We start from the raw sequence: 11,811 nt of genomic DNA, 5'->3' as shown, positions 1-11,811 counted from the left end.
AATAAATCGAAGCGTATTATAAATAAAAAAAAATCCCGGTTATTCATAACCGGGATTTTTTTATTTGTTTTCTATCTCAAACTTCTTGCTGGTTGCATATGGTAATCTACAAGATCATCTATAGGAGAACGGATAATTTTACCTACGCCCATTTCGTATCTGTCGGCAACAATACTTAAAATATCTCTGAAGCTATAACCTACAGAACCTACACAGTTTAAAGTGTAATCTTTATAGTTCGGGTAGTGAATAACCAGGTTTTCAAAGAATGCAGTGAAAGCATATTCAACTGTAGAGAACGCATAATCCTCATAGTTATCCTTGAAATCATATAAGAACTTACTGAAACCTGCACAAAAACGGTTTGGAAGAGGTTTGTTGTAAATATGATCGAAAATATCTTCGTTTGTCAGTGCGAAATTATCATAAAAGCTTTCTCTCAGGCCTTTTGGCATATAACCTTTCATGTAATCGCCTAGAATACGTTTACCGATATAACATCCGCTACCTTCATCTCCAAGGAAATAACCTAAAGAGTCAATGTTTAAAGAAATGTCACTTCCATCGTAAAGACACGAATTTGTACCTGTTCCTAAAATCGCGGCAAAACCAGGCTCATCGCCTAATAACGCTCTGCAGGAAGCCAGTAAATCATGCCCGATAAAGATGATTGCATTTGGGAAGACTTGCGCCATCGCATCAGATACAATTTTTTTATTCGCGTCAGTTGAACAGCCTGCACCATAATAGTATACTTCTGTTAGTTTATCTGCCTCTAAATGATCTGGTAAAGACTTTTTTAAAGATTCAACAATGTAATCTGTACGGGAAAAATACGGATTGTAACCTTCAGTGTTAAAATGAATTTTTCTACCAGCTTCATTAATTAAGCACCAATTGGTTTTGGTTGAACCACCATCTGCAATAACTATCATCTTAATTTGTTTTTTTTTTTTGGGTAAAAGTAAATATTCCTGACAACTTGTTTTTTTTTTTTTTCCATTTTCGGTCTTTTTTAATGGTCTGTTTATGGTGTTTTTGCCTGTTCAGTTTTTGTTTACCTGATACCGGCGTTTATCCTTGTATTTATTTTTTAGTTTTATTATTTATTCCCTGCATTTACCTGTTTTTATCCTCCTCAATTCAAATCTCATCTTCTCATGCTTCCTCGTAAACAGCAAATATCCAGGTAATAAGCCTTCGTAATTAAGATATTGTTAAATTAACACTAAGATAAAATTACACTAGTTATTTTAAATTCCAAATTTTAATATTTTATCGCAGTTGATAAATGTCATAATATTCTTTTAAAATACCCAATCATTCAATTTTAAAACACTCATAAAGAGCAATTAAAGAATTTAATGTTGTATTTCACGAACGCACGAATAAAAATACTACTTTGATGTAAGCTGTAATTGTGATAATTTCACAATTCCCCTTAATTACCCCATGCAGAAAAAAATAGATTTTAGAAGTGATACAGTAACTATGCCCACTCAAGGGATGCTTGCTGCAATGATGACGGCAAAAGTTGGTGATGACGTATACGGAGAAGATGAAACGGTTGCCGAACTGGAGAATAAACTATCCGGACTTTTTAATATGGAAGCCGGATTATTCTGTCCTTCGGGAACAATGACCAACCAGATAGCTATTAAATGTTTCACCCAGCCAATGGATGAAGTTATTTGTGATCAGACGGCACATGTTTACCGTTATGAAGGCGGTGGAATTGCTTTTCATTCGTCTGCCTCCGTAAGACTACTTAACGGGCCAAGAGGGATTCTGAGCCCGGAAATGATCGGGCCGGAAATTAACGAAGACAATATTCATTATCCCAATTCCAGTTTAGTCGTATTAGAAAATACAGTTAATAAAGGAGGAGGAGCTTGCTATACACTCGATCGATCAGATTGCGCCCATAGCAGCATTATGTAAAAGCAAAGGCTTGAAACTGCACCTCGATGGGGCAAGAATTTTTAATGCCCTGGTAAAAACGGGTGATGCTGCCGGAAATTACGGTCAGTACTTTGATGGTATCTCAATTTGTCTTTCTAAAGGACTGGGAGCCCCTGTAGGGTCCGTGCTGCTGGGATCTAAGGAAACTATTCATAAAGCAAAAAAGATCCGTAAAGCATTTGGCGGTGGCATGCGTCAGGCTGGTTTTCTGGCCGCTGCTGGTATTTATGCTTTAGATCATCAGGTAAACAGGCTTGCTGATGACCATATCCATGCACAGCTTCTTGCTGATGCTTTGGAGAAAGCAATTTTTGTAGATTCCGTAGTTCCTGTAGAAACAAATATTGTTATTTTTAAAGTTGCTGCGGGTTATACGGCTGGGAGTATTCTGGATAACTTAAATGAAAATGGGATTTTATGTGGAGCCTTTGGGCCTGATACCTTAAGATTTGTTACACACCTGAATACAGATGCTGATCAGATCTCACAAGCTATTCAAATTATTAAAGAATTAAAACCATTAAAGAATCTCTAAACAGTTTATATGAAGAAGATTTTAATTGCCAATAGAGGAGAGATTGCGCTGCGTATTATGCGCTCTGCAAAAGAGATGGGGATTTTGACGGTTGCTGTATTTTCAGAGGCTGACAGAGAAGCCCTGCATGTGCGTTATGCAGATGAAGCTATTTTCATCGGGCCCGCTCCGGCAAGTCAATCTTATTTGGTTGGACAGAAAATTATAGATGCCTGTTTGCTGACAGGAGCAGAAGCGATACATCCGGGATACGGCTTTTTATCTGAGAATGCTGAATTTGCCAGAATGGTGAAAGAAGCAGGATTGATTTTAATCGGGCCATCACCAGAAGCGATGGCTATAATGGGAAATAAGTTATCTGCAAAAGCTGCGGCCCTGAAATATAATATTCCTATGGTTCCCGGAACCGAAGAAGCAATTACTGATATTGAAGAAGCTAAACGCAGAGCGCAGGAAGTCGGTTTTCCAATCCTGATCAAAGCTGCCGCCGGTGGTGGTGGAAAAGGAATGCGGATTGTCGAAGAACTTGCTGTTTTTGAAGAACAAATGCAACTGGCAGTAAGTGAAGCTAAATCAGCATTCGGTGATGGGGCAGTTTTTATAGAAAGATACGTTTCCTCACCAAGACATATTGAAATACAGATTCTGGGTGATAATTATGGAAACATAGTTCATCTTTTTGAAAGAGAATGTTCTATTCAGAGAAGACATCAAAAGGTGATTGAAGAAGCTCCATCCAGCGTACTTAGTCCCGAAATCAGGGAGAAAATGGGTAAATGTGCTGTTGATGTAGCCAGATCCGTTAATTATACCGGAGCAGGAACGGTGGAGTTTATTTTAGATGAAAATCTGGATTTCTTTTTTCTGGAAATGAATACCCGTTTACAGGTAGAACATCCGGTTACAGAACTGATTACCGGGCTTGATCTGGTTATCTGGTTAAGGAACAGATTAAAATCGCGAGAGGCGAGAAACTGGCTTATAGTCAGGAAGATTTAAAAATCAATGGACATGCCATAGAACTAAGAGTTTATGCAGAAGATCCGCAGCATAATTTCCTTCCTGACATAGGTGTGTTAAAAACATATCGTACTCCAAAAGGGAATGGGGTTAGAGTAGATGACGGATTTGAGCAGGGAATGGAAATTCCTGTATATTACGATCCTATGATTGCCAAACTGATTACTTTTGGAGCAAACAGAGAAGAAGCTATTTCCAGAATGCGCAGGGCGATTTCAGAATATGACATTACAGGCATTCAAACTACTTTGAACTTTGGTAAATTTGTCATGGAGCATGAGGCTTTTACTTCCGGAAATTTCGATACCCATTTTGTAGGGAAATACTTCAATCCGGAAAATAAGGAAATTACAAATGAAGACGAAGCGCTGATAGCGGCAATAGTCGCGTTGAAAAGCTTAAAGAAGAAAAAAGTTTCTGCTAGCATAGAAACAGCAGACGGAACAACCAGCAACTGGCTTAAAAACCGGACAAAATATTAAAAATTTATGTTTACAGGGATTATTGAAACACTAGGAACAGTTACAGAGGTTAAAGAAGAAGGAACAAATCTTCATTTTACAATTAAATCTGCATTTAGTAACGAATTGAAAATTGATCAGAGCGTATCGCATAATGGCGTATGTTTAACTGTCGTTGCGCTGAATGATACTACGCATACGGTTACAGCTATTCAGGAGACCCTGGAGAAAAGTAATCTTCAGCATTTAGGCCTTGGTATGAAAGTAAATCTGGAACGCTGTATGCAGATGAATGGCCGTCTTGACGGACATATTGTCCAGGGGCATGTAGACCAGACAGGGATATGTGTATTGAGACAGGAATTAGATGGCAGCTGGGAGTACCGTTTTAAATACGACAGCAGTAAAGGTAATGTAACTGTAGAAAAAGGATCTGTTTGTATTATGGAATCAGTCTGACAGTTGTGAACTCTGCTGACGATGAATTCTCCGTGTTCATTATTCCATATACTTTCGAACATACAAACCTGCACGAAGTAAATACCGGCGATACTGTGAACCTCGAATTCGACATTATTGGTAAATATGTAGCCCGTTTAATCAATAAATAACCATGGGTTATTTATTGATTAATTATTTAGCAATGCTTACCATGCGTTGTTTGATATAATCTACTACTTCCTGATACTTTTCAAGGTCTGGCTTGCTGTTTAAAAACTTTTGATAATATTTAACAGCAGCCTTTTTATTTTTTAGCTTGAAATCATTTAGTAAAGCCAGATTGTAATATACTTCCCCTTTGTTCTCATAGTCAAGGCTTTTCTGATAACTCTGATTTGCCATTTTAATCTGTTCGGTTTTCTCATAAACTTCTCCCAGAATTTTATAGTAGTTAGCCATATAAGGAGAGATGCTTTCTTTTATGGATCTATTCATGTATTCGCCGCAAGCACATAGTAGTCTTTAAGTTCACGATAGCAAAGTGCCGTATAATATAAAGTTGATTCATTTTGCTGCTGCATATTTTCAATTATTTTGAAGAAACGTAGTGATTTATCATATTGCTTCAATATAAAATAAGCTTTCCCCATGTTATTCAGTACGTAACCAGAACTGTCACCAGATACCATTAAACGTTCACCAGTCAGTACAGCCTCGTCCATTTTTTTTAAAGCAATACAGACTGGAAGTTTTACTTTTAAGAGCATCAGATTAGCTGTATCTGCATTTAAAGCAGGTTGCAATACTGCATAAGCAGAGTCGTTTTTTTTTTTCTGGCTGAAACTATTTGCCAGATCGAATGCGATATCGGCATCTGCCGGATGGAGGGCATTTGCCTTTTTTAAATAAAATTGTTTCTCAGGGTTCATTGGATTTGGGACTAATGCAGCCAGCTGTTTGTATACATTAAAATTCAAACTGTCTATCTTAATGATCTCCTGATAATAGGCTTTTGCTTTATTATCGTCACCTCTGCGGCGTTGAAGACTGGCGAGGTTAAATAATACCGGTAAACTGCCTGGTTGCAAATTATAAAGCTTCAGATAGCTCTTCTCGGCGGCTGGTAAGTTTCCGGCCATCATATTGGTATAGGCGAGCTGGGAAATTTCTTTAGGATCATTGGTGTTTTCACTGTAAACGGATTGCAAATAGGCAGCAGCTTCACTGAAACGTTGGTTCTGATAGAAATCCAATAGTTTTTCTCTATCTAATACAGGAGCAGACTGAGCAGTTGCTGCAAATGCAGAACAGCATAAAATAAGAAGCGGGATCAATTGTTTCATCATTTTAAAAGCTATATAACTAATGTATTAGTTATATAGCTTTTATCCTAATTTATAGTGGACTTATTTGAAGAAACACCTCGTATCAGGAGAGGGATTGAAATCTATGGCAAGGTAATTGGTTGATCATGATTGTAAATATTTACAGAAGATTATAAAATAAGTCATATGGATACGCTAAAGAAATTTGAATTAATGGAGAAGATTGTAAGAGAATTAGAAGACTTACAACACTCACAACAAGCAATTATTCAGAAAATTGGAAAAATTGAAGTAGATAACATTGAGCTGAGCGATAAAAAACTAGATAAAGATTTACCAGATATGCATCAGCGTGTAGCAGATAACTTAGATACTATTGTAGAAATACTGGCTTACTTTGCTGATAAAACTCAAAATTTCGGAAATAAAAATAATGTTGATGCGCTTAAAGAGAGACAGATCATCAACGATGCAACTAAGGGTTAGGGGATAATCAGATTAATTGTTGAATATAGAGGGACTGTTCTTGAAAGAACAGTCCTTTTTTTATAGCAGAACCCGGGGTGTTACGCTGGCTTCCTGGGAATCTGTAATTCGAAAGCAGTTCCTTTGCCTGGCTCACTTTTAATATGGATAGTGCCCTCATTTCTGGCCATGAAATCCCAGCATACATACCATCAGATTCCAATTCCAGTACCCTTTTCGTTTTGCGTTCCCCTGCTTGAAAAATTCTCCCCTTTAAAGATTTTTTGAATATTCTCGAAGGCAATACCAACACCATTATCCTGGATGCGCAGGCCTATATAATCCGCATTTATATAAGAAGCTGAAATGCTGATCAGGCAGTTTTCATGACAAAATTTAATTGCATTAATAATCAGATTTCTGATTACAATCTGCATCATTAACAAGTCAGCATAAGCCATCAGATCATCCGTTAACTGCTGGTTTATAGCTATTTTTTTTCCTGATGCTGCTTTAAGATGATAGTTTACTTCCGAATTGATCAGTATTTTTAAATCGAAAAGTTCTTTATTAATCCCATATCCTTTAAGCTGACTTCTGGACCAATGTAAAATGTTCTCTAACAGATCAGTTGTATAAGAAATATCTTTGGTCAGGGTGGGTGAAAGGTCTTTGAATTCTTCAGCGCTTATTGTATCATCAGAGGTCATTTTCAGTACTTCTGCGAGATTTAATAAGGGGCCTCTCAGATCGTGCGCCATAATAGAGAATATCCTGTCTTTTAGCTGGTTCAGCTTTTGCAGTTCTTCTGCCTGACGTTTAGATTTAAGGGCTTCCTGTCTGACATTTGTTAAATCCTGCAGTTTAATGATTGTTGCATTGCGGTTTAGCTTGTTCTCATTTAAAAAGCAGATATCAGCTTCCAGATCAAAAACTCCATTTGCCGTATGTACAAGCAGTTCCACTTTCCCTGATTCCTGTTGATTAAGCAGATCCAATAATTCGGGCTGATATTGCAGTAATTCATTAATATCTTTACCAATAATTTTATTAGAGTGATAAACGCTGATATATTTCTTGAAGGCTGAATTATAATCTATAACCCGGTTCCGGTGATCTAATACAATAAATCCATCCCGCATAAGTTCCAAAACTTTTTCTCTGGCTACTGGCAATACATTCAGCAGTTTAAATCTGTAAATTGCTATAAATATCAATGTCATAGAGATTTGAAAGGCATATGGAGTGATATCCAGATTCGGTATAGGTCTTAAGCCTGCGAGATAAGAAAAGTTAGCAAGCCATGGGATTATCGCGGCAGTCAGAATAACCTGATTTTGTTTCTTGTAGACCCTGTCGGAGTCTCTGAATTTTTTAACCAGAAAATAATTTCCTATTAGGAGTAAGGTATAGAAATAGCCTATGAAAAAATAAAATGCTATTCCCGGAGCTATCCTGAGCATAGGAAAGGTGCCGCTATTGTCTACACTAAGCATTTTATAATGCAGGTGGTGGAAATGATTGGTCCATACCAGTATTAATGAAAATACAGGAACTGCGGTAATTAATAATTTATTTGATGTTTTCTTTAACCAGGCTTCTTTCCCAGCCAGATCCATGCAGAACAAAAACCAATAAAGAGGAACAGCGACAATACCTATATATTCGATATTGATCAGGAACTTCATTTCCTCGAGTGTCCTGCTTGCCAGTTCAAAACCATAGGCCATTGACCAGATTGAGTTTGATAACATTAAATATCCTACCCAACGGACTGCCCCCTTTTCGTTGTTTAATATATAACCAGAAAGAAGCAATGTGACAATGCCGGAAATAATCAGGCTTAATGCATAGAGGTTGAAATCAAAATCCATTAGAATAGTGATGGTTGCATATGGTTCGAGGGCATCAACAAATCTATGAAATAAGGCGCGATTAATTTAAATTGACGTAATTTAGTTTGCAAAAAAAATATTCCTAATTTTACTGCATATAAAAACGTATTGTTCGTTATTAATTTTAAAAATAAACAAATAAAAACTTATGAAAAAAATAATCCTATTCTCATTGTTTGTCTGCTTTAGTGCAGTTGCCTTCGGCCAGATATTACCATCTTTCCAGTTTGGTGTTAAAGGAGGAGCCAACCTTTCTAAATTGAGCAGTCATAATACATTTAGCAGTGATAACTCAGCGGGTTACTATGCGGGTGTTTGGGCAAAAATCGGTGCGGCAGGTATACATTTTCAACCGGAGCTTTATTTGTCAGGAAAAAATACGACAATGACGAGTAATGATCCTGCATCAGCTGGTCAGGAAAACAAAGTTAAATTTACAAGTCTTGACGTGCCTTTATTGATCGGAACTAAAATTGGTGCTGCTGGTATTGGAGTACGTTTAAATACAGGACCTGTAGTTTCATTTATTTTAGATGATAAACAATCTATTGGTGATGCAACAAGCAATATTTTTAAAGGTGACTTCAAAAAACAGGCAGTTGCATGGCAGTTTGGCGCTGGTTTGGATTTAGGTAAGTTAGGTGTCGATCTTAGATATGAAGCTGGTATTACCAAATTGGGAAAACAAAATTATGATGGCCAGAGGTTGAATTTATTCACTTTAGGACTTGCGCTTAGATTGTTCTAGAAATCAATTCTTTAAATATTATGTAAAGGGGTGAGCCATATAGGTTTACCCCTTTATTTTTGGCTTTAAAAATTTGCAGTACCAAACTTCCCTAACCTTAAACCCTGCAGTTATGAGTATCAAAGAATTATTATTGAATGGAACGAGCTTTTTATTGCTAATGAAAGAGTATGCTATCGATATCGCTGATATTAAAATTAAGGACGAAGAGGTGTTAGCTGTACAGTTTTTACAACACCCTGAGGTCAGTAAAGAGAGCATTTGTATCGAAGGCAAAAATAAAGATGGAATAATTAATTTTTTTGGTACCCTTCATTATAACCTCCTGAATAAATTAGCTGTATTTGAAATGCATGGGTTTGAGCGTACTGCTTTGCAGGAACTAACTTAGGATGTCTTCAGAATCTCCTTTATTTCATAATTGAACGCACCCTTAATGGGGCGTATAGGGGTTTCTTTGGCATCGCTTAATACCTTCACAAAACAAGCTCCGAAATAAAATATAAAAGAAGAGTAAAATACAAATAGCATAATCAGAACAATAGACCCTGATGCGCCATAGATATTGCCAATATTATCATTGGCAGTGCGATACGTAGAATGTATTTCCCCAGTGTAAAGAGTATCCCTGTTAAGATACCACCTCTGATAGAAGATTTCCAGGTTGGCCTTCCACTGGTGAGGAATCTGAATAAGACGCTGAACCATGTCGTTACAATAGCAATAAACAAGAGTTGATTCAGGATGATTAAGATTAGACGTGCAAATGTAGGGGCTGCCGTATTGAGGTAAACACTTATCAGTGCCTGAAAGCTGTCAGTGAGTAATCCTACGAAAAAAAGTATGCCAGCAAGCAGGATAATGACCATAGATCTGGCCCTTATTTTTAGTTTAAACAAAAAGCTGGTGTGATCTTTCATTCCGATAGACCATATCTGATCCATTGAATTCTTGATCACAGCAAAAAGCGTAGTTGCTACAAAGAGGAAAAATATGAAGCTGAGCAGTGTAGCATACCATTTATGATCCATCCCCCTGATATTTCTTAAAGTCTGTCTGATTTGTTGTGTGCTACATCCATCCAATAGCGTTCCCAGACGCTCAAAAATTCTATTTACTAAAGTTTTCCGGTCTATAAAAAAGCCAAATAGCCTGATTAGAATTAATAATATCGGTGGTAAAGCAAAGTTTGCGAAAAAAGCCGTTGCTCCTGCAAGTCTTAGCGGGTCATTCTTTTGAAACAGTTTAAATGCTTTCCGGAAATGTATGGTGAAAATATGAACTCTCTGGATAGTATAGTTAAACATGCCTCTCTGGTTACCGGTGAAGCCCGAAAGTACTTAAATTTTCTGAATGAAATACTTTTTTACCAGGGAAATCCCGTGGGAGGCCCAAAGGCCGTCCCACGAGTTATACCTGGTTCTTGTAAACAATTTAGCTAAACACACCACATAATTAACTAAACAACACACCATATAGTTATTAAACTATAAAAGTATTTTAAGTATCAGTAAGATCCTAAACGGATAAAACTTATACTTTAATATAGTAAGACACATGAAGTAGTAGTATAAAACCCCATGCGTCTGTAAAGTTTTTTTTTTAAAAAAAATGTGCTTATGTGATGGCATAGCATTCCTTACCCCCTCAGACAAGGTAATACAGCCAGTACACAGCACATTTTTTTAGAGAAATGATTTAAAATTCATCATATGAAATTAAACCGTTTCTTATAAGTTACCTCTTAATTCCTGTTCGCGTTCTAATGACTCAAACAAAGCTTTAAAATTTCCTGCTCCAAAAGATTGTGCACCTTTCCTTTGAATGATCTCAAAGAATAGCGTTGGACGATCCTGAACTGGTTTAGTGAAAATCTGAAGTAAATATCCTTCTTCATCATAATCCACTAAAATTCCTAATTCCTGTAATGGAGCGATATCTTCGTCAATTTTTCCAACACGTGCCAGTAAAGTATCATAGTAAGCCTTTGGCGGAGGACTTAAAAACTCTACCCCGCGGGCTTTCATGTCTCTTACTGTTTGAATAATATCGTGTGTAGCTACAGCGATGTGCTGAACCTTCACCATCATAGAATTCTAAATATTCTTCGATTTGTGATTTCTTTTTACCTTCAGCTGGTTCATTGATCGGGAATTTCACATAACCGTTTTTGTTGCTCATCACTTTACTCATTAAAGCAGAGTATTCCGTGTTGATCTGTTTATCATCAAAAGAAAGGATGTTTTTGAAGCCCATTACATCTTCATACCATTTCACAGCCTCATTCATTCTATTCCATCCTACGTTTCCAACGCAATGATCAATATATAAAAGACCTGTACTTCCTGGTTTGTAACCGCCTTCTACAGCAGTGTAACCAGGCATAAATGCACCTTTATAATTTTTGCGTTCTACAAATAAATGGACAGTTTCACCATAAGTATAAATACCAGCTGTACGAACTTCTCCAAATTCATCAGTTAAGGTTTTAGGCTCCTGATAGGATACTGCACCGCGTTTAACTGTTTCTTCATAGGATTTATAAGCGTCATCAACCCATAATGCAAGAATTTTAACTCCATCACCATGTTTTTTAATATGCTCTACGATTACTCCTTCAGAACTTAATGGAGTAGTTAATACCAATCTGATTTTTCCCTGTTGCAATACATAGGAAGCCCTATCTCTCAGTCCCGTTTCTGGTCCTGCATACGCCACAGTTTCGAAGCCAAATGCTGTTTTGTAAAAGTGTGCAGATTGTTTTGCATTGCCCACATATAGCTCAAGGTGATCTGTGCCATTAAGCGGCAGGAAATCACGTACATCTGTGTCTTTTTCTACGACTAGTGTTTGCATGTTTTTGTTTTTTTTTTTTATTTTAAAAAAAAAAAAAAAAAATTTAGGTATAATGGTTAGTTAATTATTCAGTATTAGATCTGCCAGCTTTTGTGATAGTTTT

At 36.9% G+C, this 11,811-nt stretch carries 12 protein-coding genes and 2 pseudogenes; 7 read left to right on the top strand and 7 right to left on the bottom strand.

What is annotated here, in order from left to right:
• Positions 1 to 71 precede the first annotated feature (71 nt).
• On the bottom strand, positions 72 to 935 hold the full coding sequence (locus tag ACWYN3_RS20825) for an N-acetylglucosamine kinase (protein ID WP_456216190.1): 864 nt from the start codon (positions 933 to 935) through the stop codon (positions 72 to 74).
• 517 nt (positions 936 to 1,452) lie between these two features.
• Here ACWYN3_RS20825 and ACWYN3_RS20820 point away from each other — a divergent pair.
• The 4 genes and pseudogenes from ACWYN3_RS20820 (at position 1,453) to ACWYN3_RS20805 (ending at position 4,589) form a co-directional block, all read left to right on the top strand.
• Positions 1,453 to 1,941 (top strand): threonine aldolase family protein, encoded by a 489-nt coding sequence (locus ACWYN3_RS20820; RefSeq protein WP_456216189.1) that lies wholly within the window; start codon positions 1,453 to 1,455, stop codon positions 1,939 to 1,941.
• Between the two features lie 10 nt (positions 1,942 to 1,951).
• On the top strand, positions 1,952 to 2,497 hold the full coding sequence (locus ACWYN3_RS20815) for a threonine aldolase family protein (RefSeq protein WP_456216188.1): 546 nt from the start codon (positions 1,952 to 1,954) through the stop codon (positions 2,495 to 2,497).
• A gap of 9 nt (positions 2,498 to 2,506) precedes the next feature.
• Positions 2,507 to 3,999: pseudogene (gene accC / locus ACWYN3_RS20810) on the top strand (acetyl-CoA carboxylase biotin carboxylase subunit).
• Between the two features lie 6 nt (positions 4,000 to 4,005).
• Positions 4,006 to 4,589 (top strand): annotated as a pseudogene (locus ACWYN3_RS20805) (riboflavin synthase).
• A 22-nt stretch (positions 4,590 to 4,611) separates the two neighbouring features.
• On the opposite strand, the gene ACWYN3_RS20800 reads toward ACWYN3_RS20805, so the two are convergent.
• Together ACWYN3_RS20800 and ACWYN3_RS20795 are read right to left on the bottom strand one after the other, a co-directional pair.
• Positions 4,612 to 4,914: a hypothetical protein gene (locus tag ACWYN3_RS20800; RefSeq protein ID WP_456216187.1), complete on the bottom strand. Its 303-nt coding sequence runs from the start codon at positions 4,912 to 4,914 to the stop codon at positions 4,612 to 4,614.
• On the bottom strand, positions 4,911 to 5,765 hold the full coding sequence (locus ACWYN3_RS20795; protein WP_456222825.1) for a tetratricopeptide repeat protein: 855 nt from the start codon (positions 5,763 to 5,765) through the stop codon (positions 4,911 to 4,913). The genes ACWYN3_RS20800 and ACWYN3_RS20795 overlap by 4 nt, the downstream gene beginning before the upstream one ends.
• Positions 5,766 to 5,930: 165 nt before the next feature.
• Between ACWYN3_RS20795 and ACWYN3_RS20790 the strand changes: the two genes are divergently transcribed.
• Positions 5,931 to 6,230, top strand: a complete 300-nt coding sequence (locus ACWYN3_RS20790) for a hypothetical protein (RefSeq protein ID WP_041885377.1) — start codon at positions 5,931 to 5,933, stop codon at positions 6,228 to 6,230.
• A 191-nt stretch (positions 6,231 to 6,421) separates the two neighbouring features.
• On the opposite strand, the gene ACWYN3_RS20785 is transcribed toward ACWYN3_RS20790, so the two are convergent.
• Positions 6,422 to 8,083 (bottom strand): histidine kinase N-terminal 7TM domain-containing protein, encoded by a 1,662-nt coding sequence (locus ACWYN3_RS20785; protein WP_456222824.1) that lies wholly within the window; start codon positions 8,081 to 8,083, stop codon positions 6,422 to 6,424.
• 169 nt (positions 8,084 to 8,252) lie between these two features.
• Here ACWYN3_RS20785 and ACWYN3_RS20780 point away from each other — a divergent pair, with 169 nt between their 5' ends.
• Positions 8,253 to 8,852 carry a porin family protein gene (locus tag ACWYN3_RS20780; RefSeq protein ID WP_456222823.1) on the top strand — a complete coding sequence of 200 codons (600 nt, stop codon included), beginning with the start codon at positions 8,253 to 8,255 and terminating at the stop codon, positions 8,850 to 8,852.
• Positions 8,853 to 8,964: 112 nt separating this feature from the next.
• Positions 8,965 to 9,243 (top strand): hypothetical protein, encoded by a 279-nt coding sequence (locus ACWYN3_RS20775; RefSeq protein ID WP_456222822.1) that lies wholly within the window; start codon positions 8,965 to 8,967, stop codon positions 9,241 to 9,243.
• Between the two features lie 142 nt (positions 9,244 to 9,385).
• Here the strand turns inward: ACWYN3_RS20775 and ACWYN3_RS20770 are convergent, their stop codons facing one another.
• The 3 genes from ACWYN3_RS20770 to ACWYN3_RS20760 form a co-directional block, all read right to left on the bottom strand.
• Positions 9,386 to 10,159: a YihY/virulence factor BrkB family protein gene (locus ACWYN3_RS20770; RefSeq protein WP_456222821.1), complete on the bottom strand. Its 774-nt coding sequence runs from the start codon at positions 10,157 to 10,159 to the stop codon at positions 9,386 to 9,388.
• 423 nt (positions 10,160 to 10,582) lie between these two features.
• Entirely contained in the window at positions 10,583 to 10,879 is a 297-nt protein-coding gene (locus ACWYN3_RS20765) for a hypothetical protein (protein WP_456222820.1), read from the bottom strand.
• On the bottom strand, positions 10,827 to 11,708 hold the full coding sequence (locus ACWYN3_RS20760) for a VOC family protein (RefSeq protein ID WP_456222819.1): 882 nt from the start codon (positions 11,706 to 11,708) through the stop codon (positions 10,827 to 10,829). Before ACWYN3_RS20760 ends, ACWYN3_RS20765 begins: the two co-directional genes overlap by 53 nt.
• Positions 11,709 to 11,811 lie beyond the last annotated feature (103 nt).

The sequence above is a fragment of the Pedobacter sp. NJ-S-72 genome (assembly GCF_053890575.1).
This window is presented reverse-complemented; position numbering and strand designations above follow the sequence as displayed.

Excerpts from the sequence above, each read along its gene's own strand:
- ACWYN3_RS20770 (WP_456222821.1), bottom strand. The coding sequence starts at position 10,159 with ATGTTTAACTATACTATCCAGAGAGTTCATATTTTCACCATACATTTC.
- ACWYN3_RS20765 (WP_456222820.1), bottom strand. The coding sequence starts at position 10,879 with ATGAAAGCCCGCGGGGTAGAGTTTTTAAGTCCTCCGCCAAAGGCTTAC.
- ACWYN3_RS20790 (WP_041885377.1), top strand. The coding sequence starts at position 5,931 with ATGGATACGCTAAAGAAATTTGAATTAATGGAGAAGATTGTAAGAGAA.
- ACWYN3_RS20780 (WP_456222823.1), top strand. The coding sequence starts at position 8,253 with ATGAAAAAAATAATCCTATTCTCATTGTTTGTCTGCTTTAGTGCAGTT.
- ACWYN3_RS20775 (WP_456222822.1), top strand. The coding sequence starts at position 8,965 with ATGAGTATCAAAGAATTATTATTGAATGGAACGAGCTTTTTATTGCTA.
- ACWYN3_RS20825 (WP_456216190.1), bottom strand. The coding sequence starts at position 935 with ATGATAGTTATTGCAGATGGTGGTTCAACCAAAACCAATTGGTGCTTA.
- ACWYN3_RS20820 (WP_456216189.1), top strand. The coding sequence starts at position 1,453 with ATGCAGAAAAAAATAGATTTTAGAAGTGATACAGTAACTATGCCCACT.
- ACWYN3_RS20760 (WP_456222819.1), bottom strand. The coding sequence starts at position 11,708 with ATGCAAACACTAGTCGTAGAAAAAGACACAGATGTACGTGATTTCCTG.
- ACWYN3_RS20785 (WP_456222824.1), bottom strand. The coding sequence starts at position 8,083 with ATGGATTTTGATTTCAACCTCTATGCATTAAGCCTGATTATTTCCGGC.
- ACWYN3_RS20800 (WP_456216187.1), bottom strand. The coding sequence starts at position 4,914 with ATGAATAGATCCATAAAAGAAAGCATCTCTCCTTATATGGCTAACTAC.
- ACWYN3_RS20795 (WP_456222825.1), bottom strand. The coding sequence starts at position 5,765 with ATGATGAAACAATTGATCCCGCTTCTTATTTTATGCTGTTCTGCATTT.